24 protein-coding genes and 4 tRNA genes are annotated in these 24572 nt (G+C 71.4%); 10 read left to right on the top strand and 18 right to left on the bottom strand.

Going from position 1 to position 24572, the window contains the following annotated elements:
• Positions 1–14: 14 nt before the first annotated feature.
• From yajC to pdxS, 9 genes are all read right to left on the bottom strand, one after another.
• The gene (yajC, locus tag ACUY4T_RS01945) at positions 15–395 is read right to left on the bottom strand and encodes a preprotein translocase subunit YajC (protein ID WP_446017202.1); all 381 of its coding nucleotides are present in this window, start codon (positions 393–395) and stop codon (positions 15–17) included.
• A 67-nt stretch (positions 396–462) separates the two neighbouring features.
• Entirely contained in the window at positions 463–1506 is a 1044-nt protein-coding gene (gene ruvB / locus ACUY4T_RS01940) for a Holliday junction branch migration DNA helicase RuvB (RefSeq protein WP_446017201.1), read from the bottom strand.
• Positions 1503–2123 carry a Holliday junction branch migration protein RuvA gene (ruvA, locus tag ACUY4T_RS01935; RefSeq protein WP_446017200.1) on the bottom strand — a complete coding sequence of 207 codons (621 nt, stop codon included), beginning with the start codon at positions 2121–2123 and terminating at the stop codon, positions 1503–1505. The genes ruvB and ruvA overlap by 4 nt, the downstream gene beginning before the upstream one ends.
• Entirely contained in the window at positions 2120–2734 is a 615-nt protein-coding gene (gene ruvC / locus ACUY4T_RS01930; RefSeq protein ID WP_446017199.1) for a crossover junction endodeoxyribonuclease RuvC, read from the bottom strand. The genes ruvA and ruvC overlap by 4 nt, the downstream gene beginning before the upstream one ends.
• Positions 2735–2738: 4 nt before the next feature.
• The gene (locus ACUY4T_RS01925; protein ID WP_446017198.1) at positions 2739–3500 is read right to left on the bottom strand and encodes a YebC/PmpR family DNA-binding transcriptional regulator; all 762 of its coding nucleotides are present in this window, start codon (positions 3498–3500) and stop codon (positions 2739–2741) included.
• A 154-nt stretch (positions 3501–3654) separates the two neighbouring features.
• On the bottom strand, positions 3655–4368 hold the full coding sequence (locus tag ACUY4T_RS01920) for a hemerythrin domain-containing protein (RefSeq protein WP_446017197.1): 714 nt from the start codon (positions 4366–4368) through the stop codon (positions 3655–3657).
• A 112-nt stretch (positions 4369–4480) separates the two neighbouring features.
• A complete protein-coding gene (locus ACUY4T_RS01915; RefSeq protein ID WP_446017196.1) occupies positions 4481–5101 on the bottom strand; it encodes a hypothetical protein in 621 nt (206 codons plus the stop codon).
• A gap of 32 nt (positions 5102–5133) precedes the next feature.
• The gene (gene pdxT / locus ACUY4T_RS01910; protein ID WP_446017195.1) at positions 5134–5799 is read right to left on the bottom strand and encodes a pyridoxal 5'-phosphate synthase glutaminase subunit PdxT; all 666 of its coding nucleotides are present in this window, start codon (positions 5797–5799) and stop codon (positions 5134–5136) included.
• Positions 5793–6683, bottom strand: coding sequence for a pyridoxal 5'-phosphate synthase lyase subunit PdxS (gene pdxS, locus ACUY4T_RS01905; protein ID WP_446017194.1), 891 nt, complete (start codon positions 6681–6683; stop codon positions 5793–5795). Before pdxS ends, pdxT begins: the two co-directional genes overlap by 7 nt.
• Positions 6684–6794: 111 nt before the next feature.
• Between pdxS and ACUY4T_RS01900 the strand changes: the two genes are divergently transcribed.
• Both ACUY4T_RS01900 and pdxY read left to right on the top strand, forming a co-directional pair.
• Positions 6795–8150, top strand: coding sequence for an aminotransferase class I/II-fold pyridoxal phosphate-dependent enzyme (locus ACUY4T_RS01900; protein ID WP_446017193.1), 1356 nt, complete (start codon positions 6795–6797; stop codon positions 8148–8150).
• Between the two features lie 7 nt (positions 8151–8157).
• Positions 8158–9009, top strand: coding sequence for a pyridoxal kinase PdxY (gene pdxY, locus ACUY4T_RS01895; protein ID WP_446017192.1), 852 nt, complete (start codon positions 8158–8160; stop codon positions 9007–9009).
• Positions 9010–9016: 7 nt separating this feature from the next.
• On the opposite strand, the gene ACUY4T_RS01890 is transcribed toward pdxY, so the two are convergent.
• Positions 9017–9586, bottom strand: coding sequence for an HIT family protein (locus tag ACUY4T_RS01890; RefSeq protein WP_446017191.1), 570 nt, complete (start codon positions 9584–9586; stop codon positions 9017–9019).
• Entirely contained in the window at positions 9583–11481 is a 1899-nt protein-coding gene (gene thrS / locus ACUY4T_RS01885) for a threonine--tRNA ligase (protein WP_446017410.1), read from the bottom strand. Before thrS ends, ACUY4T_RS01890 begins: the two co-directional genes overlap by 4 nt.
• Positions 11482–11724: 243 nt before the next feature.
• Between thrS and ACUY4T_RS01880 the strand changes: the two genes are divergently transcribed.
• On the top strand, positions 11725–12573 hold the full coding sequence (locus ACUY4T_RS01880) for a lysyl oxidase family protein (RefSeq protein WP_446017190.1): 849 nt from the start codon (positions 11725–11727) through the stop codon (positions 12571–12573).
• A 43-nt stretch (positions 12574–12616) separates the two neighbouring features.
• On the opposite strand, the gene ACUY4T_RS01875 is transcribed toward ACUY4T_RS01880, so the two are convergent.
• The 3 genes from ACUY4T_RS01875 to ACUY4T_RS01865 form a co-directional block, all read right to left on the bottom strand.
• Positions 12617–12691: transfer RNA gene (locus tag ACUY4T_RS01875), tRNA-Val, on the bottom strand.
• 31 nt (positions 12692–12722) lie between these two features.
• Positions 12723–12793, bottom strand: a tRNA-Cys gene (locus tag ACUY4T_RS01870).
• A 57-nt stretch (positions 12794–12850) separates the two neighbouring features.
• Positions 12851–12923 (bottom strand) — tRNA-Gly (locus tag ACUY4T_RS01865).
• Positions 12924–13228: 305 nt separating this feature from the next.
• On the opposite strand from ACUY4T_RS01865, the gene ACUY4T_RS01860 reads away from it, so the two are divergent.
• Positions 13229–13304: transfer RNA gene (locus ACUY4T_RS01860), tRNA-Val, on the top strand.
• 57 nt (positions 13305–13361) lie between these two features.
• Here the strand turns inward: ACUY4T_RS01860 and ACUY4T_RS01855 are convergent.
• The 3 genes from ACUY4T_RS01855 to zapE form a co-directional block, all read right to left on the bottom strand.
• The gene (locus tag ACUY4T_RS01855; protein ID WP_446017189.1) at positions 13362–13913 is read right to left on the bottom strand and encodes a type II toxin-antitoxin system PemK/MazF family toxin; all 552 of its coding nucleotides are present in this window, start codon (positions 13911–13913) and stop codon (positions 13362–13364) included.
• A gap of 42 nt (positions 13914–13955) precedes the next feature.
• Positions 13956–15179 carry an ammonium transporter gene (locus tag ACUY4T_RS01850; protein WP_446017188.1) on the bottom strand — a complete coding sequence of 408 codons (1224 nt, stop codon included), beginning with the start codon at positions 15177–15179 and terminating at the stop codon, positions 13956–13958.
• A 198-nt stretch (positions 15180–15377) separates the two neighbouring features.
• Complete coding sequence (zapE, locus tag ACUY4T_RS01845) at positions 15378–16433, bottom strand: cell division protein ZapE (RefSeq protein WP_446017187.1); 1056 nt, start codon at positions 16431–16433, stop codon at positions 15378–15380.
• A gap of 143 nt (positions 16434–16576) precedes the next feature.
• Between zapE and ACUY4T_RS01840 the strand changes: the two genes are divergently transcribed.
• Together ACUY4T_RS01840 and ACUY4T_RS01835 are read left to right on the top strand one after the other, a co-directional pair.
• Complete coding sequence (locus tag ACUY4T_RS01840) at positions 16577–17479, top strand: sulfurtransferase (RefSeq protein ID WP_446017186.1); 903 nt, start codon at positions 16577–16579, stop codon at positions 17477–17479.
• A gap of 35 nt (positions 17480–17514) precedes the next feature.
• Positions 17515–17955 (top strand): SufE family protein, encoded by a 441-nt coding sequence (locus tag ACUY4T_RS01835; RefSeq protein WP_446017185.1) that lies wholly within the window; start codon positions 17515–17517, stop codon positions 17953–17955.
• A gap of 27 nt (positions 17956–17982) precedes the next feature.
• Here ACUY4T_RS01835 and ACUY4T_RS01830 read toward each other — a convergent pair whose 3' ends face one another.
• Positions 17983–19203 (bottom strand): alpha/beta hydrolase family protein, encoded by a 1221-nt coding sequence (locus ACUY4T_RS01830; RefSeq protein ID WP_446017184.1) that lies wholly within the window; start codon positions 19201–19203, stop codon positions 17983–17985.
• Between the two features lie 94 nt (positions 19204–19297).
• Between ACUY4T_RS01830 and ACUY4T_RS01825 the strand changes: the two genes are divergently transcribed.
• The 4 genes from ACUY4T_RS01825 to ACUY4T_RS01810 all read left to right on the top strand — a co-directional run bounded on the left by ACUY4T_RS01825 (position 19298) and on the right by ACUY4T_RS01810 (position 24510).
• Complete coding sequence (locus ACUY4T_RS01825) at positions 19298–19888, top strand: DUF3000 domain-containing protein (protein WP_446017183.1); 591 nt, start codon at positions 19298–19300, stop codon at positions 19886–19888.
• Complete coding sequence (locus ACUY4T_RS01820) at positions 19881–21077, top strand: HRDC domain-containing protein (RefSeq protein WP_446017182.1); 1197 nt, start codon at positions 19881–19883, stop codon at positions 21075–21077. The genes ACUY4T_RS01825 and ACUY4T_RS01820 overlap by 8 nt, the downstream gene beginning before the upstream one ends.
• 77 nt (positions 21078–21154) lie before the next feature.
• Entirely contained in the window at positions 21155–22360 is a 1206-nt protein-coding gene (locus tag ACUY4T_RS01815) for a thiolase family protein (protein WP_446017181.1), read from the top strand.
• A 5-nt stretch (positions 22361–22365) separates the two neighbouring features.
• The gene (locus ACUY4T_RS01810; protein ID WP_446017180.1) at positions 22366–24510 is read left to right on the top strand and encodes a 3-hydroxyacyl-CoA dehydrogenase NAD-binding domain-containing protein; all 2145 of its coding nucleotides are present in this window, start codon (positions 22366–22368) and stop codon (positions 24508–24510) included.
• Positions 24511–24572: the final 62 nt, after the last annotated feature.

The following is a 24572-nucleotide window of genomic DNA, read 5'->3' as shown; positions in this document are numbered from 1 at the left end:
GGGTTCTGAGACGCTTAGTCGTCCGACTTGCGGGTGTCGGGAGCCTCGTCCAGGGAAGTGTCGTCGGTGCGCTCACCGAACTCGGGCTCGCCCTCGACGACCGGGATCGAGTCGGCGACCGGCGCCTCGACCGGGTCGATCACGCGGGCGATGGTCTGACGGTGCACGGTGAGCACGGTGCCGGGACCCGACTCGAGCTCCACGCGGTTCTCCTCGTCGTCGATCGAGAGGATCGTGCCGAACACCCCGAAGTTCGTCATCACGTTCGCCCCGGGCACGACCTTGGCCTGGAGGTCGCGCATGTCCTGCTGCCGCTTGCGCGAGTTGCGGAACATGAAGAAGATCAGGACCGCCAGGACGGCGAGCATGATGATGGTGAACGGATCGAAGACCATGGGGTGGGAACCTTCCGGAGTGCGCCGAGCGCACAGTCTGGGGCGGGGAGGCCGAAGCCTTCAAGGATTATAGGTCATCGATCGGAAGGGTGGACGAGGCGCCGTCGCCCTCCCGGACCATCCCGAAGTGCCGCCAGGCCGCCGATGTCGCCACCCTCCCCCGCGGAGTCCGCGTGATCAGGCCGATGCGCACGAGGAAGGGTTCCACGACGGCCTCGATCGTCTCGGACTCCTCGCCGACCGAGACGGCGAGCGTGTTGAGCCCGACGGGGCCGCCGCCGAAGCGGGTGAGGATCGTGAGCATGACCGCCCGGTCGAGGCGGTCGAGTCCCAGCGGGTCGACGTCGTACAGCTCGAGTGCGGCCCGCACCGCCTCCACGTCGGCGCTGCCGCCGTGGACGAGCGCGTAGTCGCGCACGCGACGCAGCAGTCGGTTCGCGATGCGGGGCGTCCCCCGGCAGCGACCTGCGATCTCGGCGATCGCGTCGCCTCCGATGGGCAGGCCGAGCATCGTCGCCGCCCGGGCGAGCACGCGCTCGAGCTCGGATTCGTCGTAGAACTCGAGGTGCGCGGTGAATCCGAAGCGATCGCGGAGCGGATTGGGGAGCAGGCCGGCGCGCGTGGTCGCGCCGACGAGCGTGAACGGCGCGAGGTCGAGCGGCACCGACGTGGCCCCCGCTCCCTTGCCGACCATGATGTCGATCCGGAAGTCCTCCATCGCGAGGTACAGCATCTCCTCCGCCGACCTCGCCATCCGGTGGATCTCGTCGATGAAGAGGACCTCGCCGGGCACGAGCGACGAGAGGATGGCGGCGAGGTCTCCGGCGTGCTGGATCGCCGGCCCGCTCGACATGCGGAGGGGCCGGCCTCCTTCGTGGGCGACGATCATGGCGAGCGTGGTCTTGCCGAGGCCCGGCGGGCCGGCCAGGAGGATGTGGTCGGGCGTGCGCTGCTGCATCGCGGCCGCCGACAGGAGAAGCTGGAGCTGGCCCCGCACGCGCGTCTGCCCGACGAACTCCTCGAGGCTCCGCGGGCGGAGGGCGCCCTCGAATGCGAGCTCGGCTTCGGACGCGAGCTCCGGGTCGGTGAGATCGAGGTCGGGATCGCTCATCGCGCCCTCGTCGCGTGCTGCGCCGGGCCGAGCCGGGCCAGCGTGAGCCGGAGCAGCGCCGGAACGGACGCCGCGTCCGCCGGGTCGGCGGAGTCGAGCGCCTCGGCGATCGCCTCGCCGGCGAGCTTCTCGGACCAGCCGAGCCCGGTGAGCGCCGCGAGCACGTCGTCGGCCACGCCGCCGTGCACGACGGGAGCGCCGGAGGCGGCCGCAGCGGGAGCGGCGAGCTTGCCCGCGAGCGAGACCGTGATCAGCTTGGCCGTCTTCGGCCCGATCCCGCTCACGCGCCGGAACGCGGCGTCGTCGTCGTCCTGGACGGCGCGGGCGACCTCGGCGGGCGACATGGACGACAGCACGCCGAGCGCCGACTTCGGCCCCACCCCGGTGACGCCGATGAGCAGCTCGAACACGTCGAGCTCGTCGCGCGTGGCGAACCCGAAGAGGACCATCGCGTCCTCGCGGACGATGAGGGAGGTGTGCACGAACACGTCGTGGCCCTCGCGGCTCGACAGCACGAACGCGGGCGTCGCATTCACGAGGTAGCCGACCCCGGACACGTCGACGACGAGCGTTCCGCCGGATGCCGAGGCGACGCGGCCGCGCAGGGAGGAGATCACTCCTTCAGCCTACGGGCGGCCCCCGACACCGACGCGGCACGCTCGGCGGCGCGCCACGCGAGCTGCGCCGGCGTGAGCGCGCCGGCACCCGTCGTGCCACGGGTGGCCGCGGCATCCGTCACCGCCGCTCCCGCCGCCCCGCCGGTGCGCCAGGCGTGGCAGATCGCGAGGGCGAGCGCGTCCGCGGCATCCGCGGGCTTGGGCACGGCGTCGAGCCCGAGGATGCGCGCGACCATGGCGCCCACCTGCTTCTTGTCGGCACGGCCGTAGCCGGTGATCGCGGCCTTGACCTCGCTCGGCGTGTGCAGCGCCACCGGCAGGGCGCGCCGTTCCGCGATGAGCATCGCGACGCCCGAGATTTGGGCCGTGCCCATGATGGTCGACACGTCGCTGCGCGCGAACACGCGCTCGAGCGCGACCGCGTTCGGCCGGTGCTCCTCGACGATCGCCTCGAGGCCGTCGGCGATGCGGACGAGCCGGGCGGGCGTCGCCAGCTCGGCCGGCGAGCGCAGCACGACGACGTCGACGAGGGTCGCGGTGCGGTCGGGCGCGATGTCGACGACGCCCACGCCGCAGCGGGTCAGCCCGGGGTCGATGCCGAGCACCCGCACGCGACTACTCCGACTCGTTCTCGAGCTCGGCCTGCACCTCGGGCGTGAGGTCGAAGTTGCTGTAGACGTTCTGCACGTCGTCGCTGTCCTCGAGGGCGTCGATCAGGCGGAAGACCTTCCTGGCGGTCTCGGCGTCGATCTCGACCTTGAGGTTCGGCACGAACTCGATGTCGGCCGACTCGTAGTCGAGCCCGGCCTCCTGCAGCGCCTTGCGGACCTCGACCATGTCGGACGGATCGGTGACGACCTCGAACCCCTGCGCGTGCGGCTCGATCTCCTCGGCGCCGGCCTCGAGCGCCGCCATCATGACGTCGTCCTCGGTCGTACCCTCGCCGCTGACGACGATGACGCCCTTCCGCGTGAAGTTGTACGCGACGGAGCCGGGGTCGGCCAGGGTGCCGCCGTTGCGGCTGAGGCCGGTCCGGACCTCGGCGGCCGCGCGGTTCTTGTTGTCGGTGAGCACCTCGATCATCATCGCGACGCCGTTCGGCCCGTACGCCTCGTACGTGATGTTCTGGTACTCGACCGCCTCGCCGCCGATGCCGGCGCCGCGCTTGATCGCGCGGTCGATGTTGTCGTTCGGGACCGAGGTCTTCTTGGCCTTCTGGACCGCGTCGTAGAGGGTCGGGTTGCCCCCGAGGTCGGCGCCGCCGAGCTTGGCCGCGACCTCGATGTTCTTGATGAGCTTGGCGAACGACTTGGCGCGGCGCGCGTCGATGACGGCCTTCTTGTGCTTGGTCGTCGCCCACTTGGAATGCCCGGACATGCGTCTCCCGTGATCGTGGTCGGTACCCCGACATTCTAGGCGGTCCCGCGTTCGACCCCCGGATCGACGCCCGCATGCGCGCTGCAGGCGGACGCGGGCGCGTGGGGCGACCGGCGTCCGATCCGGCGCGGAACCGGGGCCGCTCCGGCCCCGCTCACACCAGCGACGGCATGCCCTCGGGGAAGAGCTCCCGCTTCCACGCGGTGTACCGGCGCCTGAGCAGGATCGTCCAGAGCACGCGGATGGGCAGGGGAAGGTGCGATCGCGACCAGTCGGCACGGTCGTCGGTCGGGACGGCGTCGATCATGAGCCCGAGCTGGATCGGCAGCCCCTCCTTGGGCAGGCGGTCCTGCCCGTGCTCTCCGAGTTCGTTCCACTCGCGCTGGCTGAACTCCTCGGCCGCCACCGGCACGACGTCGTCCTCCTCCTTGCGGAGGTGCACGCCGAGCGCGGTGCCGATGTCGTCGAGCGCGGCGGCGAGCCGTTCGGCCGACGTCCCGTCGGGATCGGCGCGCCAGCCGGCCGAGAGCGGCTCGGCCCGCCCGAGCAGCTCGGCCACGTGCCGATGCTGTTCCCGCATCAGCTCGATGGTCGCCGCGCAGGCGGGCCGGCGCGCTTCGACCTTCCCGAACAGCAGTTCGTCCTCGGCCTCGTGATGCAGGTGGAGTGCGAGCAGCACGAGGTCGACGCTATCGGCGACGGTCCCGGCGCGCGCTCGGTCGCCCGGCGGCGCGGCCCGCACGAGGCGGGGCATCTCACGGTAGCTCCAGCGGAAGATCCGGTGGACGATGAGGATGTCGGAGGTGTCGCATCCGGCCGTCTCGCCCTCCGGCAACGGATCGGACGTGCTGGGCAGTCGCTCGGTCATGGCGTCATCGAACTCCTCCGCGCCGTCGGCCGCCAGACCGGACCACGTGGACCCCGCCCCCCACTTCGGGGGCGGGACGCCCGCGGCACACGCAGCTGGGGCCTGCCTGCGGCTAGCCGGACGGCGGCGCGTCGGCCAGGCGCACGCCGACCGCGCGCGCCTCCAGCGCCGCCAGCCTGCGGATCGCAACGGGGTCGCCGCGCCGCCATCCCGCGACCGCCTCCGGGTCGGCGGCGAGCACGGCGAGGAGATCCCGATCGGCCAGGGCTCGCAGGGCGAGCAGGTCGGCGCCACCCGGGCGCGCCAGCGCCGCCGCGGTGCGACCGGCGCGGACCGCCCGCACCAGGCGCGGCACGATCCACAGCAGCAGGACCACCGTGATGGGAAGCGCCGCGATGCCGATCGCGGCGAATGCCGCGATCCACCCGACGACCTCCTGCTGTCCGCGACCCACCGACTCGAGCGTCGCCCCTGCGGCGCTGGCCCCGTCGAACGGCTCGGCGATACCGGGCCCGATGAGCGGGACGTCGCCGAGCGTGGTCCCGATGTCGGTCATGCTGCCGCGGAACCCGGTGCCGGCCTCCTCGAGCTGCCGGCCCAGCGCGGCGAACTCGATGACGACCGCGTGGAAGGTGGCAGCCGCCCACACGGCCACGGCGATGAGCGCGATGGCGACGAGGTCCCCGACCACCTGCACCGCACGACGGCCGCCGAAATCCGAGTACAGTCTCATCCCCCCACTCTGGCGTGGGCGGGGCTCCGGCGCTATGCGGGGTTCGGCGACGCCTCCAGCACGGCGCTCGCGCGTGCCGCCACCTTGGCGAGGAAGTACTCGTGGAACCGGTGGTCGCCCTCGATCTCCGGGTGGAAGCTCGTGCCGATCAGGTCGCCCTGCTCGACCGCGACCACCCGCCCGTCGGACAGCGTGGCGAGCGCGGTCGCCCGCTCCCCCACGGACTCGACGACCGGCCCCCGGATGAAGACGGCGTGCACCGGCGGGTCGCCGAGCACGGGCACGTCGAGCTCGGTCTCGAACGACTCGTTCTGCGACCCGAACGCATTGCGGCGCACGACGACATCGAGGCCGCCGAGGTTCCGCTGGCCGTCGATCGCGCCGACCAGGGTGTCGGCGATCATGATGAGGCCCGCGCAGGTGCCGTAGACCGGCAGCCCGTCGGCGATGCGGCGCTTCAGCGGCTCGGCGACGCCGAACGCCCGCGAGAGCTTGTCCATCACGGTCGACTCGCCGCCGGGGATCACGAGCCCGTCGATGCCCTCGACGTCCTCGGGCCGGCGGACGAGCACGACGCGCGCGCCGAGCTCGCCGAGCACCCGGGCGTGCTCGCGGAAGTCGCCCTGCAGGGCGAGGACGCCGACGGTCGGACCCGCGGCGTCCGTCGCCCCCAGGGAGTCGTCGCGCAGACTCACCATCCGCGCTCGGCGAGACGGTGCGGCGCGGGCAGGTCGCCCACGTTGATGCCGACCATCGCCTCGCCCAGGCCGCGCGACACCTCGGCGACGACCTTCGGGTCGTCGTAGAACGTGGTGGCCTTGACGATCGCGGCGGCGCGCTGCTCGGGGTTGCCCGACTTGAAGATGCCGGAGCCCACGAACACGCCGTCGGCGCCGAGCTGCATCATCATCGCGGCGTCCGCCGGGGTGGCGACGCCGCCCGCGGTGAAGAGGACGACGGGGAGCTTGCCGGTCTCGGCGACCTCGAGCACGAGCTCGTACGGGGCCTGCAGCTCCTTCGCGGCGACGTAGAGCTCGTCGCGCGTCATCGACTTGAGCTGGTTGACCTCGGAGGTGATCTTGCGGATGTGCTTGGTCGCCTCGGAGACGTCGCCGGTGCCGGCCTCGCCCTTCGAGCGGATCATGGCCGCGCCCTCGTTGATGCGGCGCAGCGCCTCGCCGAGGTTCGTCGCCCCGCAGACGAAGGGGGTCGTGAAGCCCCACTTGTCGATGTGGTTGACGTAGTCGGCGGGCGAGAGCACCTCGGACTCGTCGATGTAGTCGACGTCGAGCGCCTGGAGCACCTGCGCCTCGACGAAGTGGCCGATGCGCGCCTTCGCCATGACGGGGATCGAGACCTCGGCGATGATCGCCTCGATGAGGTCGGGGTCGCTCATGCGGGCGACGCCGCCCTGGGCGCGGATGTCGGCGGGAACCCGCTCGAGGGCCATGACGGCGACGGCGCCGGCGTCCTCGGCGATGCGCGCCTGCTCGGGCGTGACGACGTCCATGATGACGCCGCCCTTCAGCATCTCGGCGAGGCCGCGCTTCACGCGGCTCGAGCCGGTCTCGGACGTGCTCATCGGTGGTTCCCTTCGACGGATGGCGCGGACACGCGCGATTTTCGAGGACAAGAGACTTGCTTGGCCTAGGCCAAAAGATAGCATGGGCGGAGCCCTACGTTCGGAGCAGCCATGGATCACGACCTGACCCTCGAGATCGGCGGCCGGTCGGCCGCCGAGATCGCCGCGAGCGTGCGCGCGCTGATCGAGCGGGGCGCGCTCCGTCCCGGCGATCCGCTCCCCCCGGTCCGCAACCTCGCCGACGACCTCGGGGTCAATCGCAACACCGCCGTCGCGGCGTACCGGCAGCTCACCGCCGCCGGGATGGTCGTGACGCGCGGCCGCGGCGGCACGCGCGTGGCCGACCGCTCCCCCGTGCCGCAGGAGGGCTTCGCCTCCGACAGCGTGCTCCGCGACGTCGCCACCGGGAACCCCGACCCGGACCTGATCCCCGACCCGTCGCGCGCGCTCGCGGGGATGGCGGGCAGGCCCGTGCTCTACGGCGAGCCGGTGATCGACCCCGCGCTCGAGCGATGGGCCATGCAGTGGATGGCCGCCGACCTCGCGCCCGCCGATCTCAGACTCACCATCACGAGCGGTGCGGCCGACGCCGTCGAGCGCCTCCTCGCCCAGGCGCTGGTGCGCGACGACGCGGTCGCCCTCGAGGACCCGTGCTTCCTCACGAGCATCCACACCGTCCGAGTCGGCGGGTACCGCCCGGTGCCCGTTCCCGTCGACGGCGAGGGCATGACCGTCGACGGGCTGCGTGCGGCGCTCGCGCAGGGCGTCCGGGCGGTCGTGTGCACGCCGCGTGCGCAGAACCCGACCGGCGCGAGCCTGTCCGAACGACGGGCCGCCGAGCTGCGGGCCGTGCTGGCGGACCATCCGTACGTCCTGGTGATTGAGGACGACCACTTCTCGATGCTCTCCCGACGCCCGTTCCGCTCCCTGATCGGTCCGGGCCACCGGCGCTGGGCGCTCGTGCGATCGGTGTCGAAGTTCCTCGGCCCCGACATGTGCCTGGCCGTCACCGCCTCCGACTCGGAGACCGCCGACCGGCTCGCCATGCGCCTCACCCCGGGCACGACCTGGGTCAGCCACCTGCTGCAGCGACTCGTGCTCGCCATGGTCACCGATCCGGATGCCGCTGCGCGGATCGCCGAGGCCGGCGCGCACTACGCCGAGCGCAACGACGCCTTCGCCGCGCGACTGGGCGCGCTCGGCCTGCCCACCGAGGCGGGCGACGGCCTGAACCTCTGGGTGCCACTGCCCGTTCCGGCGCGGGACGTCTCGGAACAGCTCATGCGACGGGGGTGGCTCGTGCGGGCCGGCGACGAGTTCGCCCTCGCCGACTCCCCGGCGGCGAGCCGGCGGCTCCGCCTCACCGTCCACGACCTCGGAGATGCCGACGCGGAGCGGCTCGCGGACGATGTCGCCGCCGCCGTCCGGGCCGCGGGCGGACGACTGGTCGCGGCCGGGGTGGAATGATCGAAGCGTGAAGGTCCTCTCGATCCAGTCCGCCGTCGCCTACGGCCACGTCGGCAACTCCGCGGCCGTCTTCCCCCTCCAGCGCATCGGCGTCGAGGTGATGCCGGTCTACACCGTGAACTTCTCCAACCACACCGGGTACGGCGCGTGGCGCGGTCCGCTCATCGCCCCCGACGACGTCCGCGAGGTGATCGCGGGCATCGAGGACCGGGGCGCCTTCCCCGAGATCGACGTCGTCCTGTCGGGGTACCAGGGCTCCGAGGGCATCGCCGACGTCATCCTGGACGCCGTGGCGCGGATCAAGGCGGCGAACCCCGACGCGATCTACTCGTGCGACCCGGTGATGGGCAACGCCAAGAGCGGATGCTTCGTGGCGCCCGCCATCCCGGTGCTCCTCCGCGAACGCGTCGTCCCCGCCGCCGACCTGATCACGCCGAACCAGTTCGAGCTCGGCTACCTGACCGGCACGGAACCCGGCTCGCTCGAGTCGACGCTCGAGTCGGTCGACCTCGCCCGCGACTCGGGCCCCCGCACCGTCCTCGTGACGAGCGTCGAGCGCCCCGACCGCGAGCCGGACACCATCGAGATGCTCGCGGTCGACGATCGCGGGGCGTGGATCGTGCAGACGCCGCGGCTGCCCCTGAAGGCCAACGGGTCGGGCGACGTCACCGCGGCGCTGTTCACGGCGCACTACCGCCGCACGGGCGACGCCGCCGACGCGCTGGCGCGCACGGCGTCGAGCGTCTACGACCTGCTCGCGAACACCCACGAGTCGGGCGAACGCGAACTCCGGCTCGTGGAGTCCCAGGAGGCGTACGCGCACCCCCGCCTGCAGTTCGAGGTGCGGCAGGTCCGCTGACCCCGGGTCAGCGCGGCCAGCCGTCCGCGATCTCCTGGCGGACCTCGCCGAGGAGGCGGGGCAGCGCCTTGGTCCCGGCGATGATCGGGAAGAAGTTCGAGTCGAGCGCCCAGCGCGGCACGATGTGCTGGTGCAGGTGCTCGGCGATGCCGGCGCCGGCGATCCGACCCTGGTTCATGCCGATGTTGAAGCCGTCGCAGCGCGAGACCTGCTTGACGGTGCGCATGGCGATCTGCGTCAGCTCGCCGATCTCGGCGACCTCCTCCGGCGTCGCCTCGTCGTACGTCGCGATGTGACGGTACGGGCACACGAGCAGGTGCCCGCTGTTGTAGGGGAAGAGGTTGAGCAGCACGTAGGCGTGCTCGCCGCGGGCGACGATGAGCGACTGCTCGTCGCTGAGCTCGGGCGCCCGGCAGAACGGGCAGGCGTGCTCGTCGGGCTGCTGCCCGTGCTGGATGTAGACGAGCCGGTGCGGCGTCCACAACCGCTGGAACGCGTCGGGCACGCCGGCGAGGTCGGCCGCGTCATCCGTCGGCACGGCGTCGCGCTCGAACTCGTCCGGTCGGTAGTGCGTCATGCGAACAGGTCGTCCCGGGTCGTCACCTGGCGACGGTCGGCGATCGCCTCGAGGATGCGCCGCTCCGCCTCGGCGATCGTCACGCCGTTCTCCTGCGTGCCGTCGCGGAACCGGAAGCTCACCGTCTCGCCCGAGCGGTCGTTCTCCCCGGCGATCAGCTGGATCGGCACCTTCTGCGTGGTGTGCGTGCGGATCTTCTTCTGCATGCGGTCGTCGCTCGTGTCGAGCTCGGTGCGCACGCCCGCGCCCGCGAGCTGGGTGAGGATGCCGCCGAGGTAGGGCGCGTACTCGTCGGCGACGGGGATGCCGACGACCTGGACGGGTGCGAGCCAGACCGGGAACGCACCGGCGTAGTGCTCGGTGAGCACGCCGAAGAACCGCTCGATGGACCCGAACTTCGCCGAGTGGATCATGACCGGTTGCTGGTGCGTGCCGTCGGCGGCCGTGTACTCGAGGCCGAAGCCCTCGGGCTGGTTGAAGTCGTACTGGATCGTCGACATCTGCCAGGTGCGGCCGATGGCGTCGCGCGCCTGCACGGAGATCTTCGGGCCGTAGAACGCGGCACCGCCCGGGTCCATCACGAGCTCGAGCCCGGAGGCCTCGGCGACGTCGCGCAGCACGTTCGTGGCCACCTCCCACTGCTCGTCGGTGCCCTTGAACTTGTCGGAGTCGGCGTCGCGGGTGGAGAGCTCGAGGTAGTAGTCGTCGAGCCCGAAGTCGCGCAGCAGGCCGAGGACGAACTCCAGCAGGTGCTTGATCTCGCCCGGCGCCTGCTCGGGCGTGACGTAGCTGTGCGAGTCGTCCTGCGTGAGGCCCCGCACGCGGGTGAGGCCCTGCACGACGCCCGACTTCTCGTACCGGTACACGGTGCCGAACTCGAAGAACCGCAGCGGCAGCTCGCGGTACGAGCGCCCGCGCGAGCGGAAGATGAGGTTCTGCATCGGGCAGTTCATCGCCTTGAGGTAGTACTCGCTGTTCTCGAGCTCCATCGGCGGGAACATCGTGTCCTTGTAGTACGGCAGGTGGCCGGACAGCTCGAAGACGTGGGCCTTCGTGATGTGCGGCGTGGAGACGTACTGGAAGCCCTCCTCGATGTGGCGCCGGCGGACGTAGTCCTCCATCTCGCGCTTGATCACGCCGCCCTTGGGGTGGAACACCGGCAGGCCCGAACCGATCTCATCGGGGAAGCTGAACAGGTCGAGTTCGACGCCGAGCTTGCGGTGGTCGCGGCGGGCGGCCTCCTCGAGGCGGTGCTGGTACGCGCGGAGCTCGTCCTTCGTGGGCCACGCGGTGCCGTAGACGCGCTGCAACTGCGGGTTCTTCTCCGAACCGCGCCAGTAGGCCGCGGCGACGCGCATGAGCGCCCAGCCGTTGCCGATCATGCGCGTGTTCGGCAGGTGCGGTCCGCGGCAGAGGTCCTTCCAGGCGACCTCGCCGGTCTTCGGGTCGACGTTGTCGTAGATCGTCAGCTCGCCGCCGCCGACCTCGACGTTCTCGTTGTCGTCGCCGGATGCCGCGGCGCCCTTCAACCCGATGAGCTCGAGCTTGTACGGCTCGTCGGCGAGCTCGACGCGCGCTTCGTCATCGGAGACGACGCGCCGCACGAAACGCTGGCCCGAGCGGATGATGCGGGCCATCTCCTTGTCGAGCACCTTCAGGTCCTCGGGGGTGAACGGCTCGGCGACGTCGAAGTCGTAGTAGAAGCCGTCGGTCACGGGCGGGCCGATGCCGAGCTTCGCGTCGGGGTTGACCTTCTGCACCGCCTGCGCGAGCACGTGCGCCGTCGAGTGACGCAGGATCGCCAGCCCGTCGGGCGAGTCGATCGTGACCGGCTCGACGGTGTCGGCATCCGTCACGGTCGTCGCGAGGTCCCTGAGCTCGCCGTTGACGCGCATCGCGACAACGGATCGATCGGTGAAGAGCTCGAAGCCGTCGGCCACTGTGATCCACTTCCTGTCGGTCGGAACGAACCCTTCAACTGTAGTGCCGGGAGCCCGGACCGCCGTTCGGGGCCCGGGCCGCCGTCGACCGCGGGACGCGCGTCGCCCGTACCCCGAAGCGGGGCGTTGCGGCCGTCTGTGGCGACTGCCACGCTCGGCCCAGAGGCGCCACGAGTCACCTTCAGGATTGGACGCGACATGCTCCGCTCGGCTCTTCTCCCCGCAACCCTCACCGCCATCCTCCTGGCCGCCGGCGGCGGCTCGATCGCGCAGGCGCACGCGACGGACGCCCCGGTCCTGCCGCCGGGCGCCCTGCTGCCGGACGTGATCGAGGAGGTGCCGCACCACCTCCAGATCCAGAACACGCAACAGCGGGAATCCCTGCGCTTCTCCACGACCCACATCAACATCGGCGAGGGCAACCTTCAGATCCGCGGCGGCGGCCAGGTCGAACCCTGCGAGATCGACGGCGTCGCCTACGACGAGTGCACGATCGCCACCCAGGAGATCCTCGACGCCTCCGGGAACGTCGTGGCGACGCACGACGCCGGCTCCGCGGTCTTCCACCCCGAGCACAACCACTGGCACCAGTCGGCGGTCGCGACCTTCGACATCCGCAGCGCGGCGGAAGGCGACGATCCGGACGATCCGGCGTCGATGACGAACGTATGGGTCGAGGGCGTGAAGATCACGTTCTGCTTCGTCGACGTCGAGTTCATCGGCGAGACCGGCAGCGAGAAGAAGGAAAAGCCGCGCACGTACTGGGAGTGCAACGGCGACCTGCAGGGCCTCGCCTCGTGGTGGGCGGACTCCTACCACCAGTCGACCCCGCTGCAGGAGCTGGACGTCACCGACCTGCCCGACGGCGATTACTACCTGACCCACCTCGCCGATCCCCACGGGCACTGGATCGAGTCGGACGAGACGAACAACTTCACCTGGGTGGAGTTCCGGCTCACGCGAGAGAGCGCGAACGCCAAGGTGGAGGTGCTCGACCACTCGCCGTGCGAGCCCGAGATCATCTGCGGCTTCGGCGGCAATCCCTGAGCCCCGGAACGACGAAGACCCCCGGCGATGCCGGGGGTCTGGGTGGTGGGCGATACTGGGATCGAACCAGTGACCTCTTCCGTGTCAGGGAAGCGCGCTACCGCTGCGCCAATCGCCCGGATCAAGCGAACTGCGAGGAGTTCGTCTCGAGGTGGATACGGGATTCGAACCCGTGTATACGGCTTTGCAGGCCGCTGCCTCGCCTCTCGGCCAATCCACCGTTGCTTGGGTTCACCACCAAAGAACAAGAACCGGCTTTCGCCGGTTTCCTGATCAGAGCGGATGACGAGACTCGAACTCGCGACCCTCACCTTGGCAAGGTGATGCGCTACCAACTGCGCCACATCCGCGTTGCTTTCGCATTTCTGCGTGCAGAAAGACAATAACCGAAGACCTGAACGAATGACAAACCGAGCGACCCCGGCGAAGCAGAGCGGCCGGTCACGCGGCGAATCGGCGCGTGCATCCCGGGCGTGTCGAGAGGGGTGGGGGCCGGGTGCTGCAGCGCGGATCCCCGGGTCCGGCGTGCGCATGACGGCCGGCCGCCCTCGGCTGCGGCACGGCGCGCCCGGCCGCCGCGCCGATGTGCGTTCGACGGCGCTCGTGGGCTAGTATCGACTCCGCGGCACCGGCTGGTCCGGCCCGCATCCCTGATGGGCGATTGGCGCAGCTGGTAGCGCGCTTCCTTCACACGGAAGAGGTCGTCGGTTCGAGCCCGGCATCGCCCACCACCAGGCCCCCGGTTCACCGGGGGCCTTTCGCATGCGGCCGCCGTCCCGCCGAGCCGGTCAGCTCCAGCCGTACCTGGCCCGCAGCGCCTCGGTCACCAGGGCGAACCGGCGGTCGTCGAGCGCGGCGGCCTCGCGCCGCATCCCGCCGGCGTGCACCCGGAACACCCGGTCGATGCGGGCCCAGCTCGGGCGCCCCTCGCCGTCCCACGCGCCCGCACCGAGCGCGACCAGGTCCGGATCGGCGGCCTTTCCCTTACTCGTGAGCTGGACGGCCAGGAACTCCCCCGGCGCGCCGGCTGCGACGATGACGACCGGGCGGTCCTTGCCGCGGCCGTCGCGCTCCTCGTAGGGCACCCAGGTCCAGACGACCTCGCCCGGGTCGGGCTCTCCGTCGCGCTCCGGAGCGTACGCGAAGCGCACGCGCCGCACCCGGTCCGGGTCGAGTTCGACGGTGGCGTCGGGGCCCGTGCGGCCCGGCCACTCCTCGAGGTCGTCCGCACGCGACCCCGGCGCGGCATCCGTCCGGAATCGGACCGGCGCCGTGCCGGGTGCGGCGATCGAGCGGACGGCACGCCGGAGGGCGGTGAGGATGTCGCGGGCGTCGGGCACCCCCGCAGACTATCCTCACCGCCCTCGCGGTGGTCGGACCGATCAGACGGACTCGAGCTTGTAGCCCTCCTCGCCGTGGACGATCGTGTCGATGCCCGCCAGCTCGTCCTCGTTCTTCACGCGGAATCCGATGGTCTTCTCGATCGCGAAGCCGACCACGAAGGCGACGATGAACGAGTACACGAGGACGCCGAGGGCCGCGATCGCCTGCACGGCGAGCTGGCCGAGGTCGCCGCCGACGAACAGGCCGGTCTCGGTGGCGAAGAAGCCGAGGTAGAGGGTGCCGATGAGGCCGCCGACGAGGTGGATGCCCACGACGTCGAGCGAGTCGTCGAAGCCCCACTTGAACTTCAGCTCGATCGCGATGGCGCAGACCGCGCCGGCCACGACGCCGAGGAGCGTCGCCCAACCCGGGGTGAGGTTGGCACAGGCCGGGGTGATCGCGACGAGACCCGCGACGGCACCCGAGGCGGCACCGACCGACGTCGGCTTGCCGTCCTTGAACTTCTCGACGACGAGCCACGCGAGGATCGCGGCGGCCGTGGCGACGAGCGTGTTGACGGCGATCAGGCCGACGCCGGGCATGCCCTCCGCGAGGAACTCCGCACCCGCGTTGAAGCCGAACCAGCCGAACCAGAGGATCGACGCGCCGAGTAGGGTCAGCGGCACGTTGTGGGGCTTGTCCATGCCCTTCTGGAAGCCGACGCGCTTGCCGAGGACCAGGGCGAGGGCCAGGGCCGCGGCACCGGCGTTGATGTGCACCGCGGTGCCACCGGCGTAGTCGATGACGCCCGGGAGGCCCAGCGTGTCGCCGAGCGAGAGGATCCAGCCGCCGCCCCACACCCAGGCCGCGACCGGGAAGTAGACGAGCGTGGCCCAGATGCCGGCGAAGATCATCCAGGCGCCGAACTTCGCGCGGTCGGCGATGGCGCCCGAGATCAGGGCCACCGTGATGATGGCGAACGTCGCGCCGAAGACGACGCCGAGCAGGTCGGCATTGGCCGACTCACCGGAGGCGATGCCCGCGAGGCCGAAGTCGGAGAACGGGTTGCCCGCGAACTCCCACGCGCTGCCGACCGCGCTCATGTTGAAGCCGTAGAGCACCCACAGGACGCTGATCAGTCCCATGGCGCCGAAGCTCATCATCATCATGCTGACGACGCTCTTCGCCTTGACCAGGCCGCCGTAGAAGAAGGCGACGCCCGGCGTCATGAAGAGCACGAGCGCGGATGCCGTGACGGCCCACGCGATGTTGCCGCTGTCCATAGGTATTCCTCACACCTCTCGGTTTGCAGGGGACGTACCGCGAGAGGGTTGAGACTGGGGCTCGGTCCCGAGGTACGTGGTTCACCTTGGTGCGGGAACGTTTCGTCGACGGGGCACGGGACGTTTCGCAGCGGTTACGAAATCGCCGCGAACGTAACGAGCGTGTTTCGGGAGGCTGCGACGGCACCCGGAATGGGGTCAGTCGTGCGGCGGCAGCTCGCCGGTCGTCAGGGCGATCATGCGCGACATCGAGCGCTGGTACTTCTTGCGGAACCCGCCGTCGAGCATTCCGCCGCCGAACACCGAGTCGAGCGTCGCGCCGCTGGCGACGATGGGCACCTCGGCGTCGTACACGCGGTCGATGAACGCGACCAGTCGGAGGGCGGCGTTCTGGTCGGTGAGCTCGTGCACGCCGGTGAGCGCGATGACCTCGACCCCGTCGATCAGCTTGATGTACTTCGAGGGATGCACGGTGGCCAGGTGCGCGACGAGCGCGTCGAACGAGTCGAGCGAGACCCGGTGACCGCGACCGGCCAGGGCGGATGCCGCGTGCTCGACCGCCGCGTCGTCGGGCATCGCCTCGGCGTGGCCCTCCGTGTCGCGGCGGCGGTAGTCGAGACCGTCGATGCGGAGCGTCTCGAAGTTCGAGGAGAGCGCGTGGATCTCGCGCAGGAAGTCGGCCGCGGCGAACCGGCCCTCGCCGAGCGCGTTCGGCGGGGTGTTGCTCGTCGCGGCCACGCGCGTGCCGCCGGCCATGAGCTCGCCGAGGAACCGCGTCATCAGCATGGTGTCGCCCGGGTCGTCGAGCTCGAACTCGTCGATGCAGAGCAGGCGCGCGCCGCGGAGCAGCTCGACCGCCGGCGCGTACCCGAGCGCGCCGACGAGGGCCGTGTACTCGATGAACGTGCCGAAGTACTTCGGGCCGGGTGCCACATGCCAGAGCGCCGCGAGCAGGTGCGTCTTGCCCACGCCGAACCCGCCGTCGAGGTACACGCCCGGCAGTTCCGTCTTCGGCTTGCGGTTGCGCGAGAAGAACCCGCCGGGGTTGCGCTGGCCGCGCCATCCGTTCGCGAACTCGTGGAGCTTCTCGAGCGACTGCTGCTGCGAGGGGAAGTCGTGGTCGGGCCGGTACGACTCGAACGAGGCGTGCTCGAACTGCGGCGGCGGGACGAGCTCGGAGGCGATCTCGGCCCCCGTGATCGACGGGTTGCGGTCGACGAGGTGCTCGACGACGGATGCCGCTGCAGTGGTCATAGGCGTGGGGCTCCCCTGTTGCACCTCGTGACGGGTGCGGTGACTCCGTCCGGCGCGCCGCGTAGATTCGTGGTGGACAGGTGACCAGCCTAGTCCGCTCCCCCCGCACGCCCCGCCCGACCGGGCGACCACTGGAGGTTCCCATGTCCGTCGAGTCCGACCACGCCGCCAAGCTCGCGGAGTACGCGCACCCGGAGCGCCTCGTGACCACCGACTGGCTCGCCGAGCACCTCGGCCGGCCGGGACTCTCGGTCGTCGAGTCCGACGAGGACGTGCTGCTCTACGAGACCGGGCACATCCCCGGCGCGGTCAAGGTCGACTGGCACACCGAATTGAACGACCCGGTGATCCGCGACTACGTCTCGAGCGAGCGCTTCGCCGAGCTGCTCGGCTCGAAGGGCATCTCGCGCGACGACACCGTCGTGATCTACGGCGATCGCAACAACTGGTGGGCCGCGTACGCGCTGTGGGTGTTCACGCTGTTCGGCCATGAGGACGTGCGCCTGCTCGACGGCGGGCGCGACAAGTGGATCGCCGAGGGCCGGCCGCTCACCACCGGCGCGCCCGAGGTCGAGCCGGTCGAGTACCCCGTGGTCGAGCGCGACGACACGGCCGTGCGCGCGTTCAAGGAGGACGTGCTGGCGGCGCTCGGCACCCAGCCGCTCATCGACGTGCGGTCTCCCGAGGAGTACACGGGCGAGCGCACGCACATGCCGGCGTACCCCGAGGAGGGAGCGCTCCGGGGCGGCCACATCCCGACCGCGGCATCCGTGCCCTGGGCGCGTGCCGCCGCCGAGGACGGCACGTTCCGCACGCGCGCCGAGCTCGACGCCGTGTACCGCGACGAGGCCGGCCTGCGCGACGGCGACGAGGTGATCGCCTACTGCCGGATCGGCGAGCGCTCCGCGCACACGTGGTTCGTCCTGACGCACCTGCTCGGGTTCGAGCGCGTGCGCAACTACGACGGCTCCTGGACGGAGTGGGGCAGCGCCGTGCGTGTGCCGATCGTGACCGGGACGGAGCGCGGCGAGGCGCCGGGGCGCTGAGGCCCGGCCCACCTCCGGGTGCGAGAATGCCAGCGATGGATGCCACGACGCTGCCCGCTGCCCTCGCCGAGACGCGAGAGGACTTCCTCGCGCTCGGCGTGAAGGACCGCCTGACGCTCCTGCTCGACTTCGCGAACGAGCTCCCGGAGCTCCCCGAACGCTACCGCGACCATCCCGACCTGCTGGAGCGCGTCGAGGAGTGCCAGTCGCCGGTGTTCATCTTCGTCGAGGTCGACGACGCCGGGCTCGTGCACATGCACGCGACGGCCCCGGCGGAGGCGCCGACGACCCGCGGCTTCGCCTCGATCCTCGCCCAGGGCCTGGACGGGCTCACCCCCGAGCAGGTGTTCGCGATCCCCGCGGACTACCCCCAGTCGCTGGGCCTCGGCGAGGCCGTCTCACCGCTGCGGGTCCGGGGCATGTCGGGCATGCTCGCGCGGGCCCGGCGCCAGCTGCGGGAGCGCCTCGACGGCTGAGCCCGCCCGCCTCGGGAGGGACGCGGTTCAGCGTTCGGCGGTGACCGCCGGCCGGACCGCGGGCGCGCGACGCTCCGCGAGCCAGTCGCGGACGAGCGCCGTCCACCGGTCGGGATCGTGGTTCCAGAGCTTGGTGTGGCGCGCACCGTCGAACACCTCGAACCTGACGAGGTCGGCGCGCACGGCGGCCAGCCGGCGCGAGCCCTCGATCGGGACGAATCCGTCGTCCTCGCTGTGCATGAGCAGCACGGGGACGTCGAGCTCGTCGGCGCGCGCGACCGCGTCGAGCGCCTCGAGGTCGATCGGCGCCGCGAGCCCGGTCAGCGTGCCGCCCACCGGTGCGCTGAGCACGCGCGCGACCGCGCCGCCCAGCTCGGCGGGCAGGCCCAGGGCGCGCGCCTGGAAACGCAGGATGTCGGACCAGTCCACCGCGGGCGACTCGAGGATGATGCCGACGAGGTGCTCGCGGACCTCGGCCGACCGGAACACGGTCTGCAGCGAGATCGACCCGCCCATGGACCATCCCATGAGCACGATGCGGCGGGCCCCGCGCCGCACCGCGAAGCGCACGGCGGCGACGAGGTCCTCCCACTCGGTGCCGCCCAGCCCGTAGCGGCGGTCCTCGCTCTCGGGCGCCTCGCCGTCGTTGCGGTAGGAGATGAGCAGCGTCGACCAACCGGCCTCGCGTGCCGGCTCGACGGCGCGCAGCCCCTCGTGGCGCTTCGCGGCACGCCCGTGCACCTGGACGACCCAGTCCGCGGACGTCGCGCCCGTGGCATCCGCCGCCGGCACGAACCACGCGGGGGCGGGGCCGAGCGGCGTCTCCACCATCACGTTCTCGTAGTGGTCGGCGACCTCCCACGGGCCGAGGTGGTACCAGCCGCTGATCCGGCCGCGGCCGGCGCGGTCCAGCCGGCCGAAGTCGACCGAGTCGACCCGGCGGCGCACGTGGTGGCCGTCGTCGTCGATGACGTCGCCGAGCCGGGCGTAGCCGGAGTCGTGCTCGAACCAGAGCCCGTAGCGTCCTCGCATCCGCGCGTCGTCCGATGCGGCGAGCACGACCTCGCCCGCGGCGAGGTCGACCCGCTCGAGCCGCTGGTCGTCCTCGCGCTGCGGCTCGGGACGGACGACGCGGCGGGCGAACACCACCGCCGTCGCCGTGACCGCGGCCACGAACGCCGCTCCCACGAGCGCCACGCCGCCGAGCACGACGGTCACCGGACCGATCGCCCGATCCACCCGTGACATCGCTCCCCCCGATCCGCTCGCCCGCACTGCCGGTCGCCGAGGGCTCGCGGCGTGCCGCCGACGCAGCCCCCGTTCGAGACTCTAGTCTGCACACGTGTCCGACACGGCGACCACGCCTCCCCCAGAGTTCGCCGCGGCGCTCGAGTCGCTGCGGGCGGCGGCTCCGCGCCCGGAGCTGCGCGTGACCGAGATCGCGGCGCCGTCCTCGCTCGCGCCCTGGGCCGTCGCGCTCGCAGCCGACGTCGCCACGGGCCCGCACGACGAGGACTCCGAGCTCGGCACCGGCCGCTTCGTCCTCATGTACGACCCCTCGGAGCCGGAGTCGTGGGGCGGACGGTTCCGCGTGGTGTGCTTCACGCAGGCGCCGCTCGAGACCGACATCGGCATCGACCCGTTCCTGGCCGACGTCGCATGGTCGTGGCTGGTCGACGCGCTCGACGCGCGCGGCGCGCGATACGTCGCGGCATCCGGCACGGTGACCAAGATCCTGTCGACGGGGTACGGCGAGCTCGCCCGCCAGGGCGACGGCGCCCAGGTCGAGCTGCGCGCCTCGTGGACGCCGCTCGACGAGCATGCGGCGCCGCATGTGGAAGGGTGGAGTGAGTTGTTGTGCATGCTGGCGGGGCTGCCTCCCCGGTCCGAGGGGGTGACGGCCCTTCCCCGACGGAGGAGGAACCGTGGCTGACGAGTTCCGGGTGATCGAGTCCCGCGGGGCGTACGACGAGGCCGTCGAGCGCATCGCCGGCGGACTCGGACCCGTGGCGGTCGACGCCGAGCGCGCGAGCGGATTCCGCTACTCGCAGCGGGCCTACCTCATCCAGGTCTTCCGGCGGGACGCGGGCACGTTCCTCTTCGACCCGATCGCACTGGACGGGTTCGGCGACCTGCAGTCCGTCATCGGCGACGAGGAGTGGGTCCTCCATGCCGCCAGCCAGGACCTCGCCTGCCTTCGCGAGGTCGGCCTGGACCCCGACGCGATCTTCGACACCGAACTCGCCGCCCGGCTGCTCGGGATGCCGCGCGTCGGGCTCGCCTCCGTCGTCGAGGAGCTGCTCGACATCCGGCTCGCGAAGGAGCACTCGGCCGCGGACTGGTCCACGCGGCCGCTCCCCCAGTCCTGGCTGCGGTACGCGGCCCTCGACGTCGAGCTCCTCGTCGACGTGCGCGACCGCCTCGCCGAGCGCCTCGTCGACGCCGACAAGGAGGAGATCGCGCGACAGGAGTTCGACGCGACGCTGCGGCGGGAGGCGAAGCCGCCGGCCGCCGAGCCGTGGCGCCGGCTGAGCGGCATCCACTCGCTCCGATCGCCCCGCAACCTCGCGGTCGCGCGGGCCCTGTGGCACGCCCGCGATTCGCTCGCATCGGAGACCGACACCGCGCCGGGGCGGCTCGTGCCGGACGCGTCGATCCTCGCGGTCGCCAAGACGCTGCCCGAGTCCAAGCGGGCGCTCGCCGAGCTCAAGGCCTTCAACGGCCGGGCGAGCCGGACCGAGATCGACCGCTGGTGGGCGGCGATCGAGGAGGCGCGGACGGCGGAGCCGCCGGCGAGCCGTGTCCCGAGCGATGCGCCGCCGCCGCCCCGGTCCTGGGCCGCGCGCAATCCCGAGGCCGATGCGCGGCTGCGACTGGCGAAGTCCGCGGTGACCGAGGTCGCTGACGGGCTCCACATGCCGGTCGAGAACCTGTTGACCCCCGACCACCTGCGCCGGCTGGCGTGGCGCCCCCCGACCGAGGCGTCGCCGGAGGCCGTCTCCGCCGCCCTCGAGGGGCTCGGCGCGCGGCCGTGGCAGGTTGCCGCTACCGCACAGATAATCGCGACGGCATTTGTGAAGGCGGCACAATCGCTCGAGGATGCCGCGCACGAGGCTTCGTAGGAACCGCCAACCGATTCCCGGCTCCTCCCGGGCCTTCCTAGGATCGTGTGATTCCTCATTCGAAAGGGAGCTGCAGCGTGGCTGAACGAGCTGATGTCGTGTTCGTCGACGGGGTCCGGACCCCGTTCGGACGGGCCGGCGAAAAAGGCATGTACTGGAACACCCGAGCCGACGACCTCGCGGTCAAGGCCATCACCGGACTGCTGGAGCGCAACCCGAACCTCCCGAAGGATCGCGTGGACGACGTGGCCATCGCCGCCACGACGCAGACGGGCGACCAGGGACTCACGCTCGGCCGCACCGCGGCGATCCTCGCGGGCCTGCCGCTGAGCGTTCCGGGCTTCGCGATCGACCGCATGTGCGCGGGCGCGATGACCGCCGTGACGACCACCGGGTCGGGCATCGGCTTCGGCCAGTACGACGTGGTGATCGCCGGCGGCGTGGAGCACATGGGCCGGCACCCGATGGGGCTCGACGCCGACCCCAACCCGCGATTCCTCGCCGAGAAGCTGGTCGCGGCCGACGCCCTCAACATGGGCAACACGGCCGAGCGGCTGCACGACCGCTTCCCCGAGCTGACCAAGGAGCGCAGCGACCGGTTCGGCATGCGCAGCCAGCAGAAGGTGCAGGCCGCCTACGAGGCCGGGCACATCCAGCCCGACCTGGTCTCCGTCGCGCTCCGCACGGAGGAGGGCTGGGGCCTCGCTGCCGAGGACGAGGGCCGCCGCCCCGAGACCACGATGGAGGGACTCGCGACGCTGAAGACGCCGTTCCGCCCCCACGGGCGCGTCTCGGCGGGCAACGCCTCGCCCCTCACCGACGGCGCCACCGCCGCCATCCTCGCGAGCGCGGATGCCGCGAAGGAGCTCGGCCTCTCGGTGAAGATGCGCATGGTGAGCTTCGGCTTCGCCGGCGTCGAGCCCGAGGTCATGGGCATCGGGCCGATCCCGTCGACCGAGAAGGCGCTGAAGAACGCCGGCCTGACCATCGACGACATCGGCCTGTTCGAGCTGAACGAGGCCTTCGCCGTGCAGGTGCTGAGCTTCCTCGACCACTTCGGCATCGACGACGACGACCCGCGCGTGAACCCGTGGGGCGGTGCGATCGCGATCGGCCACCCGCTGGCCGCCTCCGGCGTCCGCCTGATGATCCAGCTCGCGCGCCAGTTCGAGCAGCACCCGGAGGTGCGCTACGGCCTCACCGCCATGTGCGTCGGCCTCGGCCAGGGCGGCAGCGTCATCTGGGAGAACCCGCACCACAAGCGCTACGGAAAGGGCCGCTGAGCGACATGACGGACTACTCGAAGATCGACTTCTCCGAGCTGACGGCCGCCTTCGCCGACGACGAGGTCGTCACGCACTCGTACGTGCGCGACGTCCGGCTGCCCTCGGGCAAGGTGCTCGCGCTGATCACGCTCGACAACGGCCGCGACCACACGCGCCCCTCGACGCTCGGCCCGGTCACCCTGCTCGAGCTGAACGAGCGCCTCGAGGAGCTCCGCGCGCGGGCCGCCTCCGACGCCATCGACGCCGTGGCCATCACGGGCAAGCCGTACTTCCTGGCCGCGGGCGCCGACCTCTCCAAGGTGGGCGAGATCCCGAGCCGCGACGTCGCACTGAAGATGGGCCAGCTCGGCCACATGGTGTTCGGCAAGTTCGGCGAGCTCGGCGTCCCCACGTTCAGCTTCATCAACGGGCTCGCCCTCGGCGGCGGTCTCGAAGTGGCGCTGAACTGCGACTACCGCACGGTCGACGCCTCCGCACCCGCGATCGGGCTGCCCGAGGTCTTCCTCGGCATCGTCCCGGCCTGGGGCGGCGCCTACCTCCTGCCGAACCTGATCGGCATCGAGAACGCGCTGCGCGTCGTCGTCGAGAACCCGCTGAAGAACAACCGCATGCTCAAGGCGAAGGACGCCCTCGAGCTCGGCATCGCCGACGTGATGTTCTCCCCGGTCAACTTCCTCGAGGACTCGCTGAAGTGGGCCGACGGCGTGCTGGGCGGCAAGATCGCCGTCAAGCGCCCGAACGCCCCCGGCAAGCTCGAGCGGCTCGCCAAGTGGGACGTGGCCATCGGCATCGCCCGCAAGAGCATCGAGGGCAAGCTCGGGACGACCGCCAAGTCGCCCTACGTCGCGCTCGACCTGCTCAAGGCGGCCAAGAGCGGGACCAAGGAGGAGGGCTTCGCCCGCGAGGACGAGGCCCTGGCCGACCTGGTCTCCGGAGACCAGTTCGTCGCGTCGATCTACGCGTTCAACCTCGTGCAGAAGCGCGCGAAGAAGCCGGCGGGCGCGCCCGACCCGAAGCTCGCCCGCAAGGTCTCCAAGGTGGGCATCATCGGAGCGGGGCTCATGGCGAGCCAGTTCGCACTGCTGTTCGTGCGTCGCCTCCAGGTGCCGGTCGTGATCACCGATCTCGACCAGTCGCGCGTCGACAAGGGCCTGGCGTACATCCGCGACGAGATCGCGACGCTCGAGAAGAAGGGCCGTATCGACGCCGACGAGGCGAACCGCCTCCGTGCGCTCGTCACCGGCACGACCGACAAGTCGGACTTCGCCGACTGCGACTGGGTCATCGAGGCCGTGTTCGAGGACCTCGCGGTCAAGCAGGTCGTGTTCGCCGAGGTCGAGCCGTTCCTGTCCGAGACCGCGATCCTCGCGACGAACACCTCGTCGCTGTCGGTCGAGCAGATCGGCGCGAAGCTCGCCCACCCCGAGCGCGTGGTCGGCTTCCACTTCTTCAACCCGGTCGCCGTCATGCCGCTGCTCGAGATCGTCAAGGCTCCCGCCACCGACGACGAGACGCTCGCGACGGCGTTCGCCGTGGCGGCGAAGCTGCGCAAGAGCGCCGTGCTGACGGCCGACGCGCCGGGCTTCGTCGTGAACCGCCTCCTCGCCAAGGTGATGGGCGAGGCCGCGCGCGCGGTCGACGAGGGCACCCCCGTTCCCGTCGTCGAGAAGGCGCTCGCCCCCATCGGCCTCCCCATGGGTCCCTTCGAGCTCATCGACCTCGTCGGCTGGGCGGTCGCGGCGCACGTGCAGGACACGATGGTGCGCGAGTTCCCCGAGCGGTTCTACTCGTCCGAGAACCTGCACGCGCTCGCCGCGCTCGGCGGGCCCGTCGTGGAGAAGGACAAGCACGGCAAGGTCACCGACCTCACCAAGGAGGCGAAGAAGGCGATCACGGTCGGCAAGTCCCCCGTCGACGAGGCCACCATCCTCCGTCGCGTCGAGGACGAACTGGCCGGCGAGATCCGCCTGATGCTCGACGAGAAGGTCGTGGCGGCCGCCGAGGACATCGACCTCTGCCTCATCCTGGGCGCGGGCTGGCCCTTCCAGGCCGGCGGGGCCACGCCGTACCTCGACCGGGTGGGCGCCTCGGAGCGGGTCTTCGGCGACACGTTCCACCACCCGCCCATCCGCGGCGTCGAGGCCTGACCCGACGTACTGCATAGGAACGGCCCCCGACACGCGATGTCGGGGGCCGTTCGTATGCTCGG

The organism is Agromyces arachidis (assembly GCF_052805135.1).
This window is presented reverse-complemented; position numbering and strand designations above follow the sequence as displayed.

What these genes read in the sequence shown, in the direction of transcription:
- ACUY4T_RS01890 (WP_446017191.1), bottom strand. Translation starts at nt 9,586, where the DNA reads ATGACGCACTACCGACCGGACGAGTTCGAGCGCGACGCCGTGCCGACG.
- ACUY4T_RS01835 (WP_446017185.1), top strand. Translation starts at nt 17,515, where the DNA reads ATGGATGCCACGACGCTGCCCGCTGCCCTCGCCGAGACGCGAGAGGAC.
- ACUY4T_RS01920 (WP_446017197.1), bottom strand. Translation starts at nt 4,368, where the DNA reads ATGACCGAGCGACTGCCCAGCACGTCCGATCCGTTGCCGGAGGGCGAG.
- ACUY4T_RS01840 (WP_446017186.1), top strand. Translation starts at nt 16,577, where the DNA reads ATGTCCGTCGAGTCCGACCACGCCGCCAAGCTCGCGGAGTACGCGCAC.
- ACUY4T_RS01830 (WP_446017184.1), bottom strand. Translation starts at nt 19,203, where the DNA reads ATGTCACGGGTGGATCGGGCGATCGGTCCGGTGACCGTCGTGCTCGGC.
- pdxS (WP_446017194.1), bottom strand. Translation starts at nt 6,683, where the DNA reads ATGAGCACGTCCGAGACCGGCTCGAGCCGCGTGAAGCGCGGCCTCGCC.
- ACUY4T_RS01900 (WP_446017193.1), top strand. Translation starts at nt 6,795, where the DNA reads ATGGATCACGACCTGACCCTCGAGATCGGCGGCCGGTCGGCCGCCGAG.
- ACUY4T_RS01810 (WP_446017180.1), top strand. Translation starts at nt 22,366, where the DNA reads ATGACGGACTACTCGAAGATCGACTTCTCCGAGCTGACGGCCGCCTTC.
- ACUY4T_RS01915 (WP_446017196.1), bottom strand. Translation starts at nt 5,101, where the DNA reads ATGAGACTGTACTCGGATTTCGGCGGCCGTCGTGCGGTGCAGGTGGTC.
- yajC (WP_446017202.1), bottom strand. Translation starts at nt 395, where the DNA reads ATGGTCTTCGATCCGTTCACCATCATCATGCTCGCCGTCCTGGCGGTC.
- ruvB (WP_446017201.1), bottom strand. Translation starts at nt 1,506, where the DNA reads ATGAGCGATCCCGACCTCGATCTCACCGACCCGGAGCTCGCGTCCGAA.
- zapE (WP_446017187.1), bottom strand. Translation starts at nt 16,433, where the DNA reads ATGACCACTGCAGCGGCATCCGTCGTCGAGCACCTCGTCGACCGCAAC.
- thrS (WP_446017410.1), bottom strand. Translation starts at nt 11,481, where the DNA reads ATGCGCGTCAACGGCGAGCTCAGGGACCTCGCGACGACCGTGACGGAT.
- ACUY4T_RS01880 (WP_446017190.1), top strand. Translation starts at nt 11,725, where the DNA reads ATGCTCCGCTCGGCTCTTCTCCCCGCAACCCTCACCGCCATCCTCCTG.
- pdxT (WP_446017195.1), bottom strand. Translation starts at nt 5,799, where the DNA reads ATGGTGAGTCTGCGCGACGACTCCCTGGGGGCGACGGACGCCGCGGGT.
- ACUY4T_RS01850 (WP_446017188.1), bottom strand. Translation starts at nt 15,179, where the DNA reads ATGGACAGCGGCAACATCGCGTGGGCCGTCACGGCATCCGCGCTCGTG.
- ACUY4T_RS01925 (WP_446017198.1), bottom strand. Translation starts at nt 3,500, where the DNA reads ATGTCCGGGCATTCCAAGTGGGCGACGACCAAGCACAAGAAGGCCGTC.